The following is a 19,438-nucleotide window of genomic DNA, read 5'->3' as shown; positions in this document are numbered from 1 at the left end:
CAACCGTGCAAGACATGCGCTTGCAGTCGGCCATGTGCTCCTTAGAAAGGAGGTGATCCAGCCGCACCTTCCGGTACGGCTACCTTGTTACGACTTCGTCCCAATCGCCAGTCCCACCTTCGACAGCTCCCTCCCACAAGGGGTTGGGCCACCGGCTTCGGGTGTTACCGACTTTCGTGACGTGACGGGCGGTGTGTACAAGGCCCGGGAACGTATTCACCGCAGCAATGCTGATCTGCGATTACTAGCGACTCCGACTTCATGGGGTCGAGTTGCAGACCCCAATCCGAACTGAGACCGGCTTTTTGAGATTCGCTCCACCTCACGGTATCGCAGCTCATTGTACCGGCCATTGTAGCACGTGTGCAGCCCAAGACATAAGGGGCATGATGACTTAACGTCGTCCCCACCTTCCTCCGAGTTGACCCCGGCGGTCTCCCGTGAGTCCCCAACACCCCGAAGGGCTTGCTGGCAACACGGGACAAGGGTTGCGCTCGTTGCGGGACTTAACCCAACATCTCACGACACGAGCTGACGACAGCCATGCACCACCTGTACACCGACCACAAGGGGGCGACCATCTCTGGCCGTTTCCGGTGTATGTCAAGCCTTGGTAAGGTTCTTCGCGTTGCGTCGAATTAAGCCACATGCTCCGCCGCTTGTGCGGGCCCCCGTCAATTCCTTTGAGTTTTAGCCTTGCGGCCGTACTCCCCAGGCGGGGCACTTAATGCGTTAGCTGCGGCACGGACAACGTGGAATGTTGCCCACACCTAGTGCCCACCGTTTACGGCGTGGACTACCAGGGTATCTAATCCTGTTCGCTCCCCACGCTTTCGCTCCTCAGCGTCAGTATCGGCCCAGAGATCCGCCTTCGCCACCGGTGTTCCTCCTGATATCTGCGCATTTCACCGCTACACCAGGAATTCCGATCTCCCCTACCGAACTCTAGCCTGCCCGTATCGACTGCAGACCCGGGGTTAAGCCCCGGGCTTTCACAACCGACGCGACAAGCCGCCTACGAGCTCTTTACGCCCAATAATTCCGGACAACGCTTGCGCCCTACGTATTACCGCGGCTGCTGGCACGTAGTTAGCCGGCGCTTCTTCTGCAGGTACCGTCACTTTCGCTTCTTCCCTGCTGAAAGAGGTTTACAACCCGAAGGCCGTCATCCCTCACGCGGCGTCGCTGCATCAGGCTTCCGCCCATTGTGCAATATTCCCCACTGCTGCCTCCCGTAGGAGTCTGGGCCGTGTCTCAGTCCCAGTGTGGCCGGTCGCCCTCTCAGGCCGGCTACCCGTCGTCGCCTTGGTGAGCCATTACCTCACCAACAAGCTGATAGGCCGCGGGCTCATCCTGCACCGCCGGAGCTTTCGACCCCCACAGATGCCCGTGGAGGTCAGTATCCGGTATTAGACCCCGTTTCCAGGGCTTGTCCCAGAGTGCAGGGCAGATTGCCCACGTGTTACTCACCCGTTCGCCACTAATCCCCACCGAAGTGGTTCATCGTTCGACTTGCATGTGTTAAGCACGCCGCCAGCGTTCGTCCTGAGCCAGGATCAAACTCTCCGTGAATGCTTTCCAACATCACGGGAGCGGAACCGTCGGAGGAATAATCCGACCGTTCACAGCGTCCTCGCTGTTGTATTTCAAAGGAACCTCAACCCGATCGGATCAACCGATACAGGTCGGGGTATCAACATATCTGGCGTTGACTTTTGGCACGCTGTTGAGTTCTCAAGGAACGGACGCTTCCTTTGTACTCACCCGAGAAAATCTCTCAGGCTTTCCTCCGGGCGCTTCCCTTCGGTCTTGCGTTTCCAACACTAGCAGGCTTTCCCGGTGCTTCTGACCACCATCCTGCGGGCATGCAGAAGGGGATCCAGCGTTAGGATCTGACGAGTTGGATACTGCCGGGGCGAGAACGTCTTGCTTCGCATCGCTCAACCTCAGACAGGACTAGCGACTCTACACGGGGCCGCGGAACGGGTGCAAATCCATGGGGACTGTGGTCTAGACCTCTAATCGGAACACTCATGCGGAACCGGTACTTCCTATGACATACGCTGCTGCCCAGTGTGCCGTCCGGGACAGGCAGCGACGGCTCGTACAGATCTCCGCCCTGGGAGGCTTCCCATGACCACCGTCTCGTCCCCGCTCGCAGGACGCGTTATCGGACTGGCCGCAGTGCCCGATCCCGTCTTCTCCGGGGCCATGGTCGGCCCGGGTACTGCCATCGACCCCGTGCGCGAGGCCTCCGAGGCGGTCGCTCCTGTTGACGGCGTCGTCGTCTCCCTGCACCCGCACGCGTTCGTCGTCGTCGACGACAGCGGGCACGGTGTGCTCACCCATCTCGGCATCGACACCGTGCAGCTCAACGGTGAGGGCTTCGAGCTTCTGGTGAACAAGGGTGACACCGTCGTGCGCGGCCAGGGCGTGGTGCGTTGGGACCCGGTCGCCGTGGAGGCCGCCGGCAAGTCGGCGATCTGCCCGGTCGTGGCTCTGGAGGCGACGGCCGAGGCCCTCACCGACCTCCGTGAGGACGGCGACGTGAAGACCGGCGAGAGTCTCTTTCACTGGAAGTGACATCGAAGCCGTCGTATGACGGCTGGTAGGACAACCAACGCGGCGGCGGGGCCCGCCGCTCTATCGGGACGGGTGAGATGGAGACAACGCTGCGAGGCGTCGGGGTGAGCCACGGTGTGGCGATCGGCGAGGTTCGGCACATGGGTACGGCGGTGCTGGAACCGCCGGCCAAGCAGATCCAGGCCGAGGACGCGGAGCGTGAGCAGGGGCGTGCCCGCAAGGCCGTGGAGGCTGTGGCCGCCGATCTGACGGCGCGTGGCAACCTGGCGGGAGGCGAGGCCCAGGCGGTGCTCGAGGCGCAGGCCATGATGGCCCAGGACCCCGAGCTGATGGCGGACGTGGAGCGGCGGATCACCGCCGGGAGCACGGCCGAGCGCGCGGTGTACGACGCCTTCGCCGCGTATCGCGAGCTGTTGGCGGGTGCCGGTGAGTACCTGGCCGGCCGTGTGGCGGACCTCGACGACGTGCGGAATCGTATCGTCGCCCGGCTGCTCGGGGTGCCGATGCCGGGTGTTCCGGACAGTGACGAGCCCTATGTGCTGCTCGCGCGGGATCTGGCGCCGGCCGACACCGCGCTGCTGGACCCGGCGCTGGTCCTCGGATTCGTCACCGAGGAGGGCGGGCCGACCAGTCACAGCGCGATCCTCGCGCGGGCGCTCGGTGTGCCGGCCGTGGTGGCGCTGCCGGGGGCTACGGAGCTTGCCGAGGGCACGGTCGTCGCCGTCGACGGCGCCACCGGTGAGATCTTCGTGAATCCCGGCGAGGAGACCACGGCCCGGCTGTCGGCCGAGGCCGCCGGGCGCGAGGCGGCGCTGGCCGCGTCGTCGGGGCCGGGTGCGACCTCGGACGGTCACAAGGTGCCGCTGCTCGCGAACATCGGTGGTCCGGCCGACGTGCCCGCCGCGGTCGAGGCCGGGGCCGAGGGTGTCGGTCTGTTCCGGACCGAGTTCCTCTTCCTCGACGACAGCAAGAACGCACCGTCGCAGGAGAAGCAGGTCGCCGCTTACCGACAGGTGCTCGAGGCCTTCCCGGAGGGCCGGGTCGTCGTGCGGGTGCTGGACGCCGGCGCGGACAAGCCGCTGGACTTCCTCACCCCGGGCGACGAGCCGAACCCGGCGCTCGGGGTGCGCGGTCTGCGGACGCTGCTGGACCACCCGGACGTGCTGCGTACCCAGCTCACGGCGCTCGCGAAGGCTGCCGAGGGGACGTCGGTCCACCTTGAGGTCATGGCGCCGATGGTGGCGGACCGGGCGGACGCCAAGGCGTTCGCGGACGCGTGCCGCGAGGCGGGGCTGCGGGCGAAGTTCGGCGCGATGGTGGAGATCCCGTCCGCCGCTCTGCGGGCGCGCTCGGTACTGCAGGAGGTCGAGTTCCTGTCGCTGGGGACGAACGACCTCGCGCAGTACGCCTTCGCCGCCGACCGTCAGGTGGGCGCGGTGTCCCGGTGGCAGGACCCGTGGCAGCCGGCGCTGCTCGACCTGGTCGCGCTGGCCGCCGAGGCGGCGAAGGCCGAGGGCAAGAGCTGCGGTGTCTGTGGTGAGGCCGCGTCGGATCCGCTGCTGGCGTGTGTGCTGACCGGTCTGGGTGTCACCTCCCTGTCCATGGGCGCGGCGTCGCTGCCCTATGTGCGGGCGACGCTGGCGAAGTTCACGCTGGCGCAGTGCGAGCGCGCCGCGGTGGCCGCGCGGGCGGCGGACAGTGCCGAGGAGGCGCGGACCGCCGCTCGGTCGGTGCTGTCGGGCGCGTAGCGGCCGGGCGGGATTCGTGCGGGGCGTTCCACCTTGGGGTGGGGCGCCCCGCACGTGTTCAGTGGTGGTGTCCCGGTGGCAGGTCGTCGGCTCCGAGGTCGGGTGGTGCGCAGTAGTCGACGTTGGACTCCGGGGAGATGAGATCGCCGGACTCGGCGTCGGTGCAGTAGGCGTCGAAGACCTCACCGGCGGTGAGGGGTTCGAGGCCGTATCCGCGCAGGCGCCAGCCGTGGATGCGGTCGGGGCCGCTCGTCGGGCTGACGCGCATGACGAGTCCGCCGGGGCTGTGGGTGGCCAGGCCGAGGGCGAGGACGCTGGTGAACTCCAGGGCCTCCGCCTCGTCGACGTGCGGGGTGCCGTCGGTCTGCTCGTCGGCGTGGAGGACGGAGACGAGGGTCTCCGGGGAGCCCGAGACGCTGCATACCAGGTGCCGGTTGCCGGGTGGGGCCGTTTCGAGGACGCGGAACAGGAGGCGCGAGGCGCGGGTGAAGGCGGCTCGGCCGAGGTCCTCGCCGCAGGTGGCGCAGTTGCCGAGGCGGGCGAGCAGGTTGGCCGTGTACTCCCAGGTGGCCTGGCGGACGGCTTCGTCGACGAGGGCCGGGAGGAGGTCGGCGAGGGGCTGGCCCTCGTACGGCACGGTGGGGCCGTTGGCGGCGAGTTCGGCGGTGAACCGGGTGCGGCTGGCGGGGGTGTCGGGTTCGAGGCCCGCCGCCGAGCAGAAGCCGGCGTACTCCTCGGGGTCGAAGAGGGCGACCGTGGTGTGGGTGCCCTGTGCCGCGCGTGCCCTGAGCAGGGCCTCCACCTGGCGGAGGTAGGAGGCGTGGTCGTGGAAGGTGAAGCTGCGGTAGCGCCGCATGGCGCGGAAGTCGTGTTCGTCGGTGAGCAGTCCGATGGTGCCGGCGATTTCGCGGTGCAGGACGCGTCGCGTGGTCTGGTCGGTGTGCGCCATGTTTCCCCCTGAGCACGGTCGATCAATGCTCACTCACAGTAATCGGCGGCACTGACAACGGCGTCGGGCGGACGCGCGGAGCCGGCCGCGTTCGGGGCGGCCGGCTCGTGGAGGTCCTGGTCAGGTGCGTTCGCGGGCGAGGTCCTCGTAGAAGTGGAGCAGGTCGAGGTTGTCGATGGAGCCGGGGTTGACGGCCTTCTCCAGCGGGGTGCCCTGGAGGAGGCGCTTGACCGGGACCTCGATGCGCTTGCCGGTCAGGGTGTGGGGGATGCCGGGTACCGCGATGACCTCGTCGGGGACGTGGCGCGGGGAGAGCTGGGCGCGGATGGTCTGCTTGATGCGGGTCAGCAGGGCCTCGTCGAGGGCGGCTCCGGGGGCCAGGTGCACGAACAGGGGCATCCAGTAGCCGCCGTCGGGCTGTTCGACGCCGATGACGAGGGATTCCCTGATCTCGGGGAGTCGCTCGACGGCCTCGTAGATGTCGGCCGAGCCCATGCGGACGCCCTGCCGGTTGAGGGTGGAGTCGGAGCGGCCGTGGATGACGACGGATCCGCGGGAGGTGAGGGTGATCCAGTCGCCGTGCCGCCAGACGCCGGGGTAGGTGTCGAAGTAGCTGTCGTGGTAGCGGCTGCCGTCGGGGTCGTTCCAGAAGCGGATCGGCATCGAGGGCATGGGGTTGGCGACGACCAGCTCGCCGACCTCGTCGGTCAGGGGTTCGCCCGCGGGATCCCAGGACTGGAGGTCGGTGCCCAGGCCGGGGGCCTGGAGTTCGCCGATGTACACCGGGAGGGTGGGGACGGCGCCCGCGAAGCAGGAGCACACGTCGGTGCCGCCGCTGACGGAGGCGATCCACAGGTCCGAACCGCTCTGTGCGAACTCGTCGTGCAGCCAGCGGAAGCCGTCGGGCGGGAGCGGGGAGCCGGTGGTGGCGACGCACTCGATCCTGGAGAGGTCGAGGTCGCGAGCGGGGTGCACGCCGGCCTTGCGGCAGGCCATGACGTAGGCGGCGGAGGTGCCGAAGAGGGTGGCGCCGGTGCGTTCGGCGACGCGCCACTGGGCGTCCGTGGCGGGGAAGCCGGGGCTGCCGTCGTAGAGGACGATCGTGGTGCCGGTGAGCAGGCCGGAGACGAGGAAGTTCCACATCATCCAGCCGGTCGACGTGTACCAGAAGAAGCGGTCTCCGGGGCCGAGGTCGCAGTGCAGGCCGAGCTGTTTGAGGTGCTCGACCAGGATGCCGCCCTGGGACTGGACGATGGCCTTGGGCAGGCCGGTGGTGCCGGAGGAGTAGAGCACCCAAAGGGGGTGGTCGAAGGGCACCTGCTCGTAGACGGGCTCCGTGTCCGCGGCTGTCAGGCTCTCCCATTCCAGCGCGCCCTCGGGGGCGCCGGTGCCGAGGAGCGGGACGTGGATCACGGCGCGCAGGGTGGGCAGTTCGCGGCGCAGTTCGGCGACGGTGTCGCGGCGGTCGTGTTCCTTGCCGCCGTAGCGGTAGCCGTCGACGGCGAACAGGACGACGGGTTCGACCTGCTGGAAGCGGTCCAGGACGCTGCGGGCGCCGAAGTCGGGGGCGCAGGAGGTCCAGACGCCGCCCACGGCGGCGGTGGCGAGGAGGGCGACCACGGCCTGCGGGATGTTTGGGAGGTAGCCGCTGACGCGGTCGCCTGGGCGTACGCCGAGGGCGCGCAGTTCGGCGGCGAGCGAGCCGACCTGCCCGCGCAGCTCGGCCCAGGTGACGGGGGTCGGTTCATGGGTCTCGTCGGCGTACAGGACGGCCGGTTCGTCCGCGCGGGTGGCCGCCGCGCGCAGCGCGTGTTCGGCGTAGTTCAGCGTGGCGCCGGGGAACCACTGGGCGCCGGGCATCGAGCGGTCGCCCAGTACGCGCGCGTAGGGGGTCGAGAAGTGGACGTTCGAACCATTCCGTGACGGCTTTCCAGAAGGTTTCCGGCTCGTCGACGGACCAGCGGTGCAGGGCGGCGTATCCGCCTTCGGCGGGGGCGGCGTGGTGTTCTGCCGCCCAGGTCTGGAATGCGGTGATCCGTGCCTGGGCGATGCGCTGCGCATCTGGCTGCCAGAGCGGCTGGGGGTTCACGGTCGACATGGGGCGGCTCCCGGACTGTGCGCGTGGTGTGCGTCCCGCGCACACGGGCTGGGGTGTGCGCATGGGGCGGCTGACACGGACGATGCCATGTGATCGACTTCCGCACCAGGGCGTACCTCACATGATCGGGGTCATGAAGATGTGGTCGGGTCATGGGTGAACGGCAGTTGAACGACGCCCGCGGGTGACGCGGTCGATGGCAGGGTGAGCAGCATGGACGGTCGTGACCTGGTGCGTTCGATGAAGGCGTTCGGTTCCGCGGGGGCCGCGCAGGGGTTGCGTACGGTACGGGCGGCGTGGCGCAGGCGGCGTGCGGACGCCGCGGGGCTGCCGTCGCGGGGTGCGGAGCGGGCCCGGGTGCCGGGGCCGATGCGGGAGGTGGAGCCGGGGCCCGGGGGCGGTGTCCTGCGGTTCGGCCGCTCGGAGCTGCGCGTTCTCGTCGCCGTGAACGGGGCCGTGTTCTGGGGCTGGGACGGGGCCGGTCCGGAGCCGTCGTACGCGTTGGCGGGTCGTTGCCCGGAGCCGGATCCGCGGGCGGTGCTGGAGCCGGACAAGGACGGCGGCTGGCGGGTGGTGGCCGAGCGGGCGACGGTGGCCGTGTCCCGGCGCGGCGCGATCGAGGTCCGTACGCCCGGGGGTGTGGTGCTGCGCCATGAGCTGCCGCCCCGTTGGTGGGAGCCGGTCGGTGGCGGGCCGGCCCGCTGGACGCAGCGGTCGCACGTGGCGGCCGACGCCCGGTTCTTCGGGCTCGGTGGGCGATCCGCGGGTCCCCGGTTGCGCGAGGGCACGTACCGGCTGTGGAACACGGCTCCCGGCCGGCCCTTCGCGCCGGGGGCGGATCCGTTGTCGGTGACGATGCCGGTGCAGATGGTGGTGGCCGACGCGGGGACGCATCTGGTGTTCCACGACAGTTCGTGGGACGGCACGGTGGCGTTGCGGGAGGGCGAGGAGGGGGCGGGGTCCGGGCATGACCGGCCGGGTCGGAGTGTGCTGCGGATGGACGGCGGTCCGCTGCGGTGCTGGGTGATGGTGGGCACCCCCGCGCGCGTGCTGCTCGCCTGGGCCTCGCTCACCGGGGCGCCCGCGCTGCCGCCCTCGTGGGCGCTGGGGCACCATCACGGGCAGTGGGGCTTCGGCGACGAGCAGGACGTACGCGAGGTCGTCGCCGGCTACCAGGAGCGTGATCTGCCGCTGGACGCGGTGCATCTGGGCATCGGGCACGTCGACGCCCGGCGGGCGTTCACCGTGGACGAGGAGCGGTTCCCCAAGCTGCCGGTGCTCGCGGAGGAGCTGCGGCGGGACGGGGTCCGGCTGGTGTCGGTCGTCGATCCGGCGGTCGCGGCCGTGCCCGGCAGCGCCGTGTACGAGAGCGGGGCGGCCGTGGACGCGTTCGTGCGGGACGCCTCCGGGCCGGTGGTCCGGGGTGTGGCGCGGCCCGGGGAGGCGGTCTTCCCGGACTTCACGCACGCGCGTGTGCGTGCGTGGTGGGGCGGGCTCTACGAGGAACGGCTCGGGCAGGGGTTCGCCGGTTTCTGGCACGACCTGGACGAGCCCACGTCGTACGCCGCCTTCGGGGAGTCGACGCTGCCCCGGTCGGCCCGGCACTGTCTGGAGGGCGGGGGCGGCGATCACAGGGAGGCGCACAATGTGTACGCGCTGTGCATGGCTCGGGCCGGGTACGAGGGGCTGCGGTCCCTGACGCCCGATGAGCGGCCGTTCCTGCTCTCGCGTTCGGGGTGGGCCGGTATGCAGCGGTACGGCGGCGCGTGGTCCGGGGACGTGGCCACGGGGTGGCCGGGGCTGCGGGCCTCGCTGGCGCTGGTGATGGGGCTCGGGTTGTGCGGGGTGCCGTATTCGGGGCCGGACGTGGGCGGGTTCGACGGGCGTCCGTCGGCCGAGTTGTATCTGCGGTGGTTCCAGCTCGCCGCCTATCTGCCGCTGTTCCGTACCCACGGAGGGCCGCGCGCGGGGCGCCGGGAGCCGTGGGAGTTCGGGGCCGAGGTCCTTGAGCACGCGCGCGTGGCGCTCGTCGAGCGGCGTCGGCTGTCGCCGTACTTCGTGACGCTGGCGCATCTGGCCCGGCGCACGGGGGCGCCGTATGTGCGTCCGCTGTGGTGGGCGGCCCCGGAGGAGCGGGCGTTGCGGGACTGCGAGGACGCCTTCTTGCTGGGCGACAGTCTGCTGGTGGCTCCGGTGCTCGTTCCGGGTGCGGACCGGCGTGCGGTGCGGCTGCCGCGGGGGCGCTGGTACGACGTGGTGACGGAGCGGGCGTACGAGGGGCCGGGGCAGGTTCTCGTCGACGCTCCCGCGGCGCGGATTCCGGTGTTCGCGCGCGCGGGAGCCGTTGTTCCGGTGCGCGGGGAGGACGGCGCGCCGGAACTGGAGGTGTGGGCGCCCGCGCGGGGGCGGACCGGGGGCGGGCTGGTCGTGCCGGACGGGGGCGACGGCTGGGCGGAGCCGGAGATCGAGCGGTACGTGTCCCGTTGGGAGGGTCTGCGGGTGGTCGTGGAGCGCGAGGGCGAGGACGGCGTGCGCGAGCCGTCCTGCCCGGTGCGCGTGCGCGGGCTCGTGCCGCGGCAGGCTCAGATGTAGCGGCCCTCGAAGAAGGCCCGTACGGCCCGGGTGTGGAGGGGGAAGGCGAGTTCGTCGGCCCTGCGCAGGAGCTGGCGGTCCTCGGTCTCGTCGGTGGCGGCGTACGGCGGGAGGCCCTCGGCCGGCCGCTCGGGGAGGAGCCCGAAGAGCAGCAGGTGGCCTTCGGGCGAACTCATGGCGTCGGCGAGGCGTACGTCGCGGCTCGCCGCGTCGATGCCCGTCTCCTCCTGGAGTTCGCGCACGACGGCCTGCCGCCAGTCCTCCCGGTCGTCGATGAAGCCGCCGGGCAGGGCGACTCCCCCGCGCGCGGGTGCCACGGTGCGGGTGATGACGACCAGGGAGGTGCCCTGGCCGTCGTACACGGGCTGGAGGGCGACCGCGACCGGCAGCGGGTTGCGGTAGGCCACGGTGCCGCACGCGGGGCAGGTGCGGGGCCAGCCGGAGACGCCCTCTCCGTAGGGCGATCCGCAGCTCGAACAGTGGGAGCCCGGCGCGGAGTTGGGAACGGAGGTTTGAGTTTCGGACACGCGGCGGACTGTATCCGATCGCGGAGGGGGCGGCTTTGGCAGGCGGCTCAGTGACGGCCGGCGAGCGACTTCGCGGAGACCGGGAAGTCGAAGTAGGTGTCCGGGTGGGGCTCGGGCTTGTACGTGAAGTGCCACCACTCCTCGGGGAGGTTGTCCAGGCCGAACGTCCTCCAGGGTGTTCTTGAGCAGCGCCCGGTTGGCGCGCTGGACGCCCTGGACGCGGGGGTCGAGGGTGTGCGAGAGGGTGTCGAAGCAGTCGAAACCGGTGCCCATGTCGACGGAGTTGTCGGGGAAGCGCTCGCTCCGCGGCACGAAGCAGGCCACCAGGGGCTGTCCGGGTCGGTAGGGCCGGGTGGGCTTCGCCGGCAGCTTCACGATCGTGAGGTCCACGGTGGAGCCGCGGCTGTGGCCCGACCTCTCCGCGATGTAACCGTCGGCGAACAGACGGGTCTTGTCGACGTCCGGGTAGAACTCGGCCTTCATCGCCTGGTCGTCGAGGTCTTCGGCCCAGCGCACGAAGTGGTCGACGGCGCGCTGCGGCCGGTAGCAGTCGTACACCTTGAGGGAGTAGCCCTGGCGCAGCAGCCGGGTCTGGGCCCGGTGGAGGGCTTCGGCCGCGGGGCGGGTGAGGATGCACAGGGGCTGCCGGTAGCCGTCGACGGGCTCGCCGACGAAGTTGTGCGGGGTGACGTAGCGCATCTCCTCGATGATCGTCGGATCGACGCCTCTGAGGGCCACGAAGTCCCCGGGGGCCTTCGGTTCGGGCCGGGCCTGTGCGGTGGCGGGGACGGTGGTGACGGCGAGCAGGGCGGCGCAGGCGGTGACCAGACCGCGGAGCGCGGTGGAGAGTCGTGTCATGTTCCCTGCGTCTATCAGTCCCGGGTTCCCCGGGGGAAGTGGGCCCGGCCGGCCGGGTGGTCGCGGGGTGACCGCCGGGCCCGGGGCGGCGACCCGGGCTCCGTTGGCCGGGTCCTCATGTCGGCACGGCCCGTCGGCGGTCGGCCGCCTGGGTCATCGCGTGCTGGACGACGCCGATGAGGACCTCCTTGACGGACTCGCGCTCCCGGGCGTCGCACATCACCAGGGGCACGTCGGCGTCGAGGTCGAGGGCCTGGCGGACGGTGTCGGCGGGGTAGCAGGCAGCGCCCTCGAAGCGGTTGACACCGACCACGAAGGGGATGGAGCGGCGTTCGAAGTAGTCGACGGCGGCGAAGCAGTCCTCCAGGCGGCGGGTGTCGGCCAGGACGACGGCACCCAGGGCGCCCTCGGAGAGTTCGTCCCACATGAACCAGAACCGTTCCTGGCCGGGCGTGCCGAAGAGGTACAGCACCAGGTCCTCGCGGAGCGTGATCCGTCCGAAGTCCATGGCGACCGTGGTGGTGTGCTTGCCCTCCACACCGCTGAGGTCGTCGACGGGCCGCCCGGCCTCGGTGAGCAGTTCCTCGGTGCGCAGCGGCTTGATCTCGCTGACCGCGCCGACGAGGGTGGTCTTGCCGACGCCGAAGCCGCCGGCCACCAGGATCTTGAGCGTGACGGGCTCGACCGGCGGCTTGCCGCGCTGAGAACGCCCGAAGATCATCGATCTCTTCTCCTTAACGTGCCGCATGCCGTGCGACTTGCCGTGCCGCTTCTTGTGCCGCTTCTTGTGCCGCTTCTTGTGCCGGCAGACCGGTTCACAGTGCCCTCAGCCCGCTGATCACGTCGCGCAGTATGTTCTCGTCCGGCAGTTCGGCCGGGGGCACGGGCCGGTTCACATGGACGAGTTCGATGTCCACGAGGTCGCCCACCAGGACCCGTACGACCCCGACGGGCAGGTCGAGTTCGGCGGCGAGTTCGGCCACCGTCTGCGGGGTGTCCCGGCACAGTCCGACGATGTCCACGTGCTCCGGCGAGAGGGTGACATCCGCCTCCGGGTCGTCCGCGTGGGGTTCCGTGACGACGACCGCGATCAGGTCGAGGCGGTGCTGGGCCGCGCTGGTCGTGCGGCCGCGCGTCATGGCGTACGGACGGACGACGGGACCGGCCTCGTCGTCGAACCAGTGGTTTCTTCCCTGACCGTCTGCGCTCATGTCATCCCACTTACCCACCCGAGGGCAGCTCGGTGCGCGGGACGGTGGCCAGGTGGACGCCGACCCGCTTGACGAGGAGGGTCATCTCGTAGGCGACCTGGCCGACGTCCGAGTCCGCGTCCGACAGGACGGCGAGGCAACTGCCGTCGCCGGCGGCGGTCACGAACAGGAAGGCGTCCTCGAGTTCGACGACCGTCTGCCGGACGCCGCCCGCCTCGAAGTGGCGGCCCACACCCTTGGCGAGGCTGTGGAAACCGGATGCCACGGCGGCCAGGTGCTCGCTGTCCTCTCTGGTGAGGTCCTGGGACGCTCCGGTGGCCAGGCCGTCGCCCGACAGGACGACGGCCTTGCGGATGCTCGCCACACGGTCCACCAGGTCGTCGAGGAGCCAGTTCAGCTCTCCGGACTTGGTCGCGTTGTGGCCGGTCGCCTTCGGTGCGGTCATCGACCGTCCCCCTTCGTTCCTTGTGGTGCTGGTGGTGCTTGTGGTGCTGTGCCGCCGGGGGCGTCGTCCCCGGCGGCGCTCTCCTCGCGACCGCGTTGCCAGCCGCGTTGGAGGGAGGCCATACGGCTGCGTACTTCCTCGGCGTCGCGCTCGGCGGGGTCGGAGCGGCCCCCGGCGGACGGCGAGGGGCCCTGCCTGAGCTGGGGGGCCAGGTTGGCCTGCCGTACGCGCCGGGGCAGCGCGCCGGGCTCCGTGGGCTCGGCGTCGGCGTCCGCGTTCCCGCCGTCGTCGCGACCTGCGGCGGGGCTGCCGGCGCCCTCGTCCGCACGGTCGCGTGCAGGGCCGTCGGGGCGGTCGCCTCGACGGCGGCGGGTGGGCAGGACGGGCGGTTCGCCGGGTCGTGCCTGTGGTGCGGAGGGGTTCTCCGTGCGGTCCGTGTCCGCCGGAGGCGTCTCGTCCGCGCTGTTGCGGGCAGCGGCCCGTTCGGGCACCGGGCGCCCGTGCGAACTGACCAGCTTGGGGGTCCGGCGGCGGGGCAGCGCGGCCGGCGTGCCCGCCTCGTCCTTCCCCCGGGGCGACTCGTGGTCGGGCTCGGGCTCGCGGCGCCGCCGTTCGCCGCGGCGGCCCACCCGGTCGTCGTCCGCCGCGACGAGCGAGCGGCGCGGGCGGAACAGGCCGCCTCGTTCGCCCTCGCGGTCGTCGACGGCGTCCAGGTCGACGGGCGCCTCCAGTTCGACCGGGCCGTCCAGCAGCGGGGCCGGCCGCTCCGGGAGCCGGGCGGGCACCTGGGAGAGGGCGGACCGACGGCTCTCCTCCCGCTCCTTCTCCTTGAGCTGCTGGGGCCGGTCGAGGCGGAAGCCGACGCCGTTGGTGTCCGGGGCGTCGTCCGTGAGCAGGGCGTCGGGCACGAAGACGACGGCGGTGGTGCCGCCGTAGGGGGAGGGCTGAAGCGACACCCGGACGTTCTGCCGCTGGGCGAGCCGGCTGACCACGAACAGGCCGAGCCGGTCGGTGTCGGACAGCTCGAACTCGGGTGTCTCGGCGAGCCGGAGGTTGGCGTCGAGGAGGGATTCGGCGGACATGCCCAGGCCCCGGTCGTGGATCTCCAGGGTGAAGCCGTTGGCGACGCGCTCGCCCAGGACCTGCACCGCGGTGTGCGGCGGCGAGAAGACCGTGGCGTTCTCCAGGAGTTCGGCCACGAGGTGGGTGAGGTCGGCGACGGCCGGTCCGGTCACGGCGACACGCGGCAGCCTGCGCACCTCGATGCGCTCGTAGTCCTCCACCTCGGCGACGGCGGCACGCACCACATCCATGAGCTGCACGGGCTTGCGCCACTGCCGGGAGGGGGCGGCGCCGGAGAGGATGACCAGGCCCTCGGCGTGCCGGCGCATACGGGTCGTCAGGTGGTCGAGACGGAACAGGTCGGCGAGTTCCTCGGTGTCCTCGGTCCTGCGCTCCATGGTGTCGAGCAGGGTGAGCTGCTTGTGCAGCAGCACCTGGCTGCGGCGCGCGAGGTTGACGAAGACCTCGGAGACACCCGCGCGGAGTTCGGCCTGTTTGACGGCGGCCTCCACGGCGGCCCGCTGGAGGGTGTTGAGGGCCTGGCCGACCTCGCCGATCTCGTTCTTGTCGTACTCCAGGCGCGGCACCTCGGTCTCAACGTCCACCTCTTCGCCGGCCGAGAGGCGGCGCATCACGCTGGGCAGCCGGACGCCGGACGCCTCGTGGGCCTCAAGGCGCAACTGCTTGAGGTCGCGGATGAGGGAACGGCCCACGCGTACGGACAGGAAGACGGAGTACAGCAGGGCGATCAGCCCGAGCGCGCCGGCGACGACGACCTTGGCGATGACGTTCGTGGCGACCGGGTCCACCCGGTCCTGGTAGCTGTCGGCCGCCTGGTCGTCGAGGTCGCCGAGTTCCTGGAGGACGCTGCCGGCGGCGGTGTCCCAGCTCTTGGCGGTGACGCCGCGGGGCAGGTCGGACTCGGCGGCGACCGCCGCTTCCTCGGCGGTCCGCAGGGGTGCGGAGGAGGCGTTCTTCCAGAAGCGCTCATAGCGGCCGCGTTCGGCGGAGGGCAGCAGCGGCAGGTTGATGTCGTACATCATGGTGCGCTGCGCCACGAGGTCGGAGACGTCCCGGATCTCGCCGCGGGTGAGCCGGCCGGTGATCAGGGCGGAGCCGAGCTGGGCGTCCTCGCGGGAGAGCAGTTCGCGGGCGCGGGAGATGTTGACGAGGGCGCGGTACTGCTTGTCCAGGCCCACGTCGTCGACGACGTGGAGGTTGGCGAGCAGATCGTGGCAGGGGTCGACCAGGCGGTTGTAGAGGCCGAGCGCCTGCGCGCGGTCGACGGTGCCGTCCTCGACGCTGCGCCGCAGGGAGTCGATGCCGTCCAGGGCGTCCAGTACGGCGGTGAGGCGCACTTCCCCGGCCTGGCCCAGTGCGTCGCGCACGTCGCCGTTCGCGGCGTTGCGGCGGATCTCGGCGACGGCGTCGTCGGTGGCGGTACGGCTGCGCTGCAGGGCCGCGAGGCCGTCGGAGGCGCGCGGGTCGGCGAGGTGGACGAGGGTCTGGCGGCGTTCCTGCTGGAGGACGCGGACGGCGTCCTCGACCGGGTAGCCGATCTCCTCGACGACGGTCGAGACGCTGAACAGCCGTGCCGCCTCACGTCCCGTCAGTACCGTGGCAAAGGCCCAGATCGCGGTGAAGGACACCAGCGGCACGAGAAGCAGCGCCACGATCTTCCGGCGGATCGACTTCCCGCGAAAGCGCATGGCCTCCCCCAGCTCGACCCCCACCGGCAGGGGGCGCACATGTACGTCAACAAACGGCGCGAGCCTACTACCGACCCACAGGTAACTCGAAGACCCGTCCGGAGGCCGAACCTCCGCACAGGAGGCCGACTATGGTGAGTTGTCCGGTGATTGCGGGAGATTGCCTCCCGGGATCCGGGGACGGGCGCGGGAGGGTGATCTTCGGGCCCGTCGGGCGGGTTGGCCGAAATTCTTCGACTGCGTGCGTTTTCGGGAATCTTGGGAACCCGTAATGCGTCTTTCACTACGGGAGATCGAGGCGGAATCGGCCACAGGAGCCGCATCCCGCCTCCGGGTGGCGTAAAGCGGAGCAAGCCGGGCAACCAGAGGGGAGCCGTGTCGTGGGACACGGTCGAGCTGTCTGCCGGCGGTGGGGAGTGACATGTTGATGGGCACGGCGGAGCGGCACAGGGCGCCCGAGGACGCAGGGACGGCCGGGTCGTCCGCGCGATCGGTCCCGGAGGTACCGGTTCGCGACATTCCGACGGGCGGGCGGGACGCGTCGGCACGGGAGCGGCCGGAGGCGCGGGAGCAGCCGCCGGGCTACCGGCCGTTGTGGACGGAGGAGCCCGCGCGGCGGCGCCGGCTGCCGGATCCGGTGCGTACGGCGGCCGTGCGCGCGGTCCTGGTCGTCGCCGTGACGCTGATATTGGCGGTGGTGGCCTTCCTGTCCACGCTGGCGGAGTCCTGGCTTGCGTTCCCGATGGTGCTCGCCAGCGTGGCGGGCACGGTGGTGGCCACCTGGGGCGTGCTGGACGTTTGGGTGACGCGGCAGGTCTGGAACCAGCGGCACGGGGTGGTGTCGGTGCCGAGCAGTACCGCGCGGGCCATGCGGCGCGAGCGTCGTGCGGCCAGGCGGCAGGCCCGGTCCGCCGAGCGCGGTCGGGCACGGATACGCCGGCGGGGCGGCGCGGGGCAGCTGTCCCACCCCTGATGTCCCACCCCTGAGCGAGCGGGCACCGGCGGGGGCCGTGCCTCACCGCGCGCTCGCCCGCACGGCCGGCTCGGCCGGTGGCCGCGTTTCCCGGGCCTCGCGGGCGAGTTCGCGCCGGGCCCGCATGAAGGATCGGGGCCGGTCCACGGCGAGCACCGCGGTCGTACGGCCGTCCCGTTCGTACCGGGCGATCAGGCCGCCCTCAGCCGGAGCCCCGTCGACGACCCCGCCCTCGGTGACGCGGACGGTGTCGCCCTCGCGGCGCCGGCCGGCGAACTGAAGGCGGGCGCCGTACTGGTCCGACCAGAAGTACGGCACCGACCGCGCGCTCAGCGCCGTGTGCCCGGCGAGCAGGTTGGCCACGGCGGCCCGCGGCTGCCGTGTGGCGGAGGTCCAGTGCTCCGCGCGTGTGCCGCCGACGCGGGCCACGTCGCCGACGGCGACCACCTGCGGCAGGGAGGTCACGCAGCCGTCGTCGCACAGGACGCCGTCGTTCAGGACCAGGGACGAGCCCGCCAGCCAGGCGGTGTTGGGTGTGGCACCGATGCCGACGATCACCACGTCGGCGGGCAGGGTCCGGCCGTCGGTGAGCACCACCGCGGTGACGGCGGACGTGCCGCGCAGCGCGGCCACGGACGCGCCGGTGACCAGGCCGACGCCGCCCCGGTGGTGCAGCGTGGCGCACACGGCGGCCAGCTCGGCGCCGAGTTGGGGCACGAGCGGGAGCGCGGCGGCCTCGACGACGGTGACGGCGTGGCCGAGGGCGGCGCACGAGGAGGCGGTCTCCGCTCCGATGAAGCCGCCGCCGACCACGACCACCCGGCGTGGGCCGCGGGTGAGTTCACCGCGCAGGGCGCGGGCGTCGTCCAGGGTGCGCAGGGTGTGGACGCCGGCCAGGCGGTCGCCGCCCAGACGCCTGGCCGAGGCGCCGGTGGCGACGACGACTCCGTCGGTGGACACGGTGCGGCCGTCGTCGAGCAGCACGCTGCGGCCACGCGCGTCCAGGCCACGGGCGCGGACGCCGAGCAGCCATTCGGCGTCCAGTTCCGCGGTCTCCTCGGCGTCGGTGAGCGCAAGTCGGTCCTCGTCGGCCGGTCCGGTGAGGAAGCCCTTGGACAGGGGCGGCCGGTCGTAGGGGCGGTGGGGTTCGTCGCCGACGATCACCAGCCGGCCGTCGAACCCCTGGGCCCGCAGTTCCCGGGCGGCGTACAGGCCGGACAGCGAGGCGCCGACGACAGTCACGGTCCTCATGCGGCGTTTCCCTCCTCCGCGGTGAGATGGACGTGGACGAGGCCGTCGTCGACGGTGACCCGGTGGGTGCGCACGGGCCTGCGGGCCGGGAGACAGGTGGGCAGGCCGGTGCGGAGGTCGAACGAGGCGGCGTGCAGCGGGCATTCGATCAGGCATCCCTCCAGCCAGCCCGCGGAGAGGGAGGCGTCCTGGTGGCTGCATGTGTCGTCGATGGCGTAGAGAGCGCCGTCGTCGGTGTGGAAGACGGCGATCGGCGGGCTGGTCCCGACGCGGGCGGACTCGCCCCTGGGGAGGTCTTCGATGCGGCAGACGGGAATCATGGGCTCCCCTCTCGGTCCGGAACCCCGCGGCGGGGCGGCGTGCCCCTCCGGGCGGGTGGGCCCGGCACGGGACGCGCGCACCCTTCCGGGATCCGGACGCTTCGGTAACATGATGTTTCACATGGCGCACTGGAGAGCGCTATGCGCAACAGAATCCGGGGCGGGTGCCCACGGCGTCAAGGGGTTCCCGCAGACGCGGCCCGAACGGGGCCGCCAGGTGGTGAGACTTGAGCCATGACCCGCACACAGAAGCAGCCCGACCATGGTGAGGACCACGTGGAGAACAGGCAGGGCGGCCGAGGCGCCGCGAACTCCGTGCAGTCGGTGGACCGCGCCGTGAGCGTGCTGGAGATCCTCGCCCGGCACGGGGAGGCGGGCGTCACCGAGATCGCCGACGAGCTGGAGGTGCACAAGTCCACCGCGTTCCGCCTGCTCGGCGTGTTGGAGAACCGCGGTCTGGTGGCACAGGAGAAGGAGCGCGGCAAGTACTACCTGGGTGCCGGCGTACTGCGCCTCGCGGGGGCGGCGGCAGTGCGGCTGGACATCTCACAGGAGGGCGTGCCCGTCTGCCGCGAACTCGCCGACGAACTCGGCGAGACGGCGAACATCGCCGTGCTGGACGACGACGCGGCGGTCAACGTCATGCAGGCCCGCGGCACCGCCTCCGTGACCGCGCAGAACTGGCTCGGCCGGCGCACTCCGCTGCACGCCACCGCCAGCGGCAAGGTGCTGCTCGCCCATCTGCCGCCCACCTTGCGCGAGGGTCTGCTGGCCCGCCCGCTGCACCGGTTCACCGAGCACACCGTCACCGGCGCGGCGGTGCTGCGCGGCGAGTTGGAGGCCGTGGCCGGGCAGGGCTACGCGATCACGCGGGAGGAGCTGGAGATCGGACTGGCCGCGGTGGCGGCGCCGGTGCGTTCCCACGAAGGCAAGGTGATCGCCTCGCTCAGCGTCTCGGGGCCGGTGTACCGGCTGACGCCGGACCGGCTCACGGATCTGGCCAAGCGCACCCTGGCGGCGGGCGTCGAGCTGTCGCGCCGCATGGGCTGCGGCGACTGACGCGGCGCGGGCGGGGCGGCGTACGCCGCACGGCGCGGGACCGGGACTCCGGC

At 71.3% G+C, this 19,438-nt stretch carries 12 protein-coding genes, 1 rRNA gene and 3 pseudogenes; 5 read left to right on the top strand and 11 right to left on the bottom strand.

The window, feature by feature from the left end:
* Nucleotides 1–45: 45 nt before the first annotated feature.
* Nucleotides 46–1,572, bottom strand: a 16S ribosomal RNA gene (locus tag AC4IHM_RS28110).
* 561 nt (nt 1,573–2,133) lie between these two features.
* Here AC4IHM_RS28110 and AC4IHM_RS28105 point away from each other — a divergent pair.
* Both AC4IHM_RS28105 and ptsP read left to right on the top strand, forming a co-directional pair.
* Nucleotides 2,134–2,583, top strand: coding sequence for a PTS sugar transporter subunit IIA (locus tag AC4IHM_RS28105; RefSeq protein ID WP_490869762.1), 450 nt, complete (start codon nt 2,134–2,136; stop codon nt 2,581–2,583).
* 77 nt (nt 2,584–2,660) lie between these two features.
* A complete protein-coding gene (ptsP, locus tag AC4IHM_RS28100; protein ID WP_490869761.1) occupies nt 2,661–4,331 on the top strand; it encodes a phosphoenolpyruvate--protein phosphotransferase in 1,671 nt (556 codons plus the stop codon).
* Between the two features lie 58 nt (nt 4,332–4,389).
* Here ptsP and AC4IHM_RS28095 read toward each other — a convergent pair whose 3' ends face one another.
* Both AC4IHM_RS28095 and AC4IHM_RS28090 read right to left on the bottom strand, forming a co-directional pair.
* Nucleotides 4,390–5,280, bottom strand: coding sequence for a DUF8829 domain-containing protein (locus AC4IHM_RS28095; protein WP_490869760.1), 891 nt, complete (start codon nt 5,278–5,280; stop codon nt 4,390–4,392).
* 120 nt (nt 5,281–5,400) lie between these two features.
* Nucleotides 5,401–7,378: pseudogene (locus AC4IHM_RS28090) on the bottom strand (acetoacetate--CoA ligase).
* 213 nt (nt 7,379–7,591) lie between these two features.
* On the opposite strand from AC4IHM_RS28090, the gene AC4IHM_RS28085 reads away from it, so the two are divergent.
* On the top strand, nt 7,592–9,970 hold the full coding sequence (locus AC4IHM_RS28085) for a glycoside hydrolase family 31 protein (protein ID WP_490869759.1): 2,379 nt from the start codon (nt 7,592–7,594) through the stop codon (nt 9,968–9,970).
* On the opposite strand, the pseudogene AC4IHM_RS28080 reads toward AC4IHM_RS28085, so the two are convergent.
* The 6 genes and pseudogenes from AC4IHM_RS28080 to AC4IHM_RS28055 form a co-directional block, all read right to left on the bottom strand.
* Nucleotides 9,961–10,344 (bottom strand): annotated as a pseudogene (locus AC4IHM_RS28080) (NUDIX domain-containing protein); the annotation flags it as partial. The gene AC4IHM_RS28085 and the pseudogene AC4IHM_RS28080 sit on opposite strands and share 10 nt — an antisense overlap.
* A gap of 200 nt (nt 10,345–10,544) precedes the next feature.
* Nucleotides 10,545–11,355: pseudogene (locus tag AC4IHM_RS28075) on the bottom strand (M15 family metallopeptidase).
* A 115-nt stretch (nt 11,356–11,470) separates the two neighbouring features.
* Complete coding sequence (locus tag AC4IHM_RS28070; protein ID WP_490869758.1) at nt 11,471–12,076, bottom strand: GTP-binding protein; 606 nt, start codon at nt 12,074–12,076, stop codon at nt 11,471–11,473.
* A 94-nt stretch (nt 12,077–12,170) separates the two neighbouring features.
* Nucleotides 12,171–12,566, bottom strand: coding sequence for a DUF742 domain-containing protein (locus tag AC4IHM_RS28065; RefSeq protein WP_490869757.1), 396 nt, complete (start codon nt 12,564–12,566; stop codon nt 12,171–12,173).
* A 10-nt stretch (nt 12,567–12,576) separates the two neighbouring features.
* Nucleotides 12,577–13,011: a roadblock/LC7 domain-containing protein gene (locus AC4IHM_RS28060; RefSeq protein ID WP_490869756.1), complete on the bottom strand. Its 435-nt coding sequence runs from the start codon at nt 13,009–13,011 to the stop codon at nt 12,577–12,579.
* Nucleotides 13,008–15,782, bottom strand: a complete 2,775-nt coding sequence (locus tag AC4IHM_RS28055; protein ID WP_490869755.1) for a nitrate- and nitrite sensing domain-containing protein — start codon at nt 15,780–15,782, stop codon at nt 13,008–13,010. Before AC4IHM_RS28055 ends, AC4IHM_RS28060 begins: the two co-directional genes overlap by 4 nt.
* Nucleotides 15,783–16,203: 421 nt before the next feature.
* Here AC4IHM_RS28055 and AC4IHM_RS28050 point away from each other — a divergent pair, with 421 nt between their 5' ends.
* Nucleotides 16,204–16,755 carry a hypothetical protein gene (locus AC4IHM_RS28050; protein ID WP_490869754.1) on the top strand — a complete coding sequence of 184 codons (552 nt, stop codon included), beginning with the start codon at nt 16,204–16,206 and terminating at the stop codon, nt 16,753–16,755.
* A 42-nt stretch (nt 16,756–16,797) separates the two neighbouring features.
* On the opposite strand, the gene AC4IHM_RS28045 is transcribed toward AC4IHM_RS28050, so the two are convergent.
* Nucleotides 16,798–18,006: an NAD(P)/FAD-dependent oxidoreductase gene (locus tag AC4IHM_RS28045; RefSeq protein WP_490869753.1), complete on the bottom strand. Its 1,209-nt coding sequence runs from the start codon at nt 18,004–18,006 to the stop codon at nt 16,798–16,800.
* The gene (locus AC4IHM_RS28040) at nt 18,003–18,326 is read right to left on the bottom strand and encodes a bifunctional 3-phenylpropionate/cinnamic acid dioxygenase ferredoxin subunit (protein WP_490869752.1); all 324 of its coding nucleotides are present in this window, start codon (nt 18,324–18,326) and stop codon (nt 18,003–18,005) included. Before AC4IHM_RS28040 ends, AC4IHM_RS28045 begins: the two co-directional genes overlap by 4 nt.
* 234 nt (nt 18,327–18,560) lie before the next feature.
* Between AC4IHM_RS28040 and AC4IHM_RS28035 the strand changes: the two genes are divergently transcribed.
* Complete coding sequence (locus AC4IHM_RS28035; RefSeq protein WP_490869751.1) at nt 18,561–19,385, top strand: IclR family transcriptional regulator; 825 nt, start codon at nt 18,561–18,563, stop codon at nt 19,383–19,385.
* Nucleotides 19,386–19,438 lie beyond the last annotated feature (53 nt).

This window comes from Streptomyces sp. SL06, assembly GCF_058244745.1.
The sequence above is the reverse complement of the archived record's forward strand: the minus strand, read 5'-3'. Positions and strand labels throughout refer to the sequence as shown.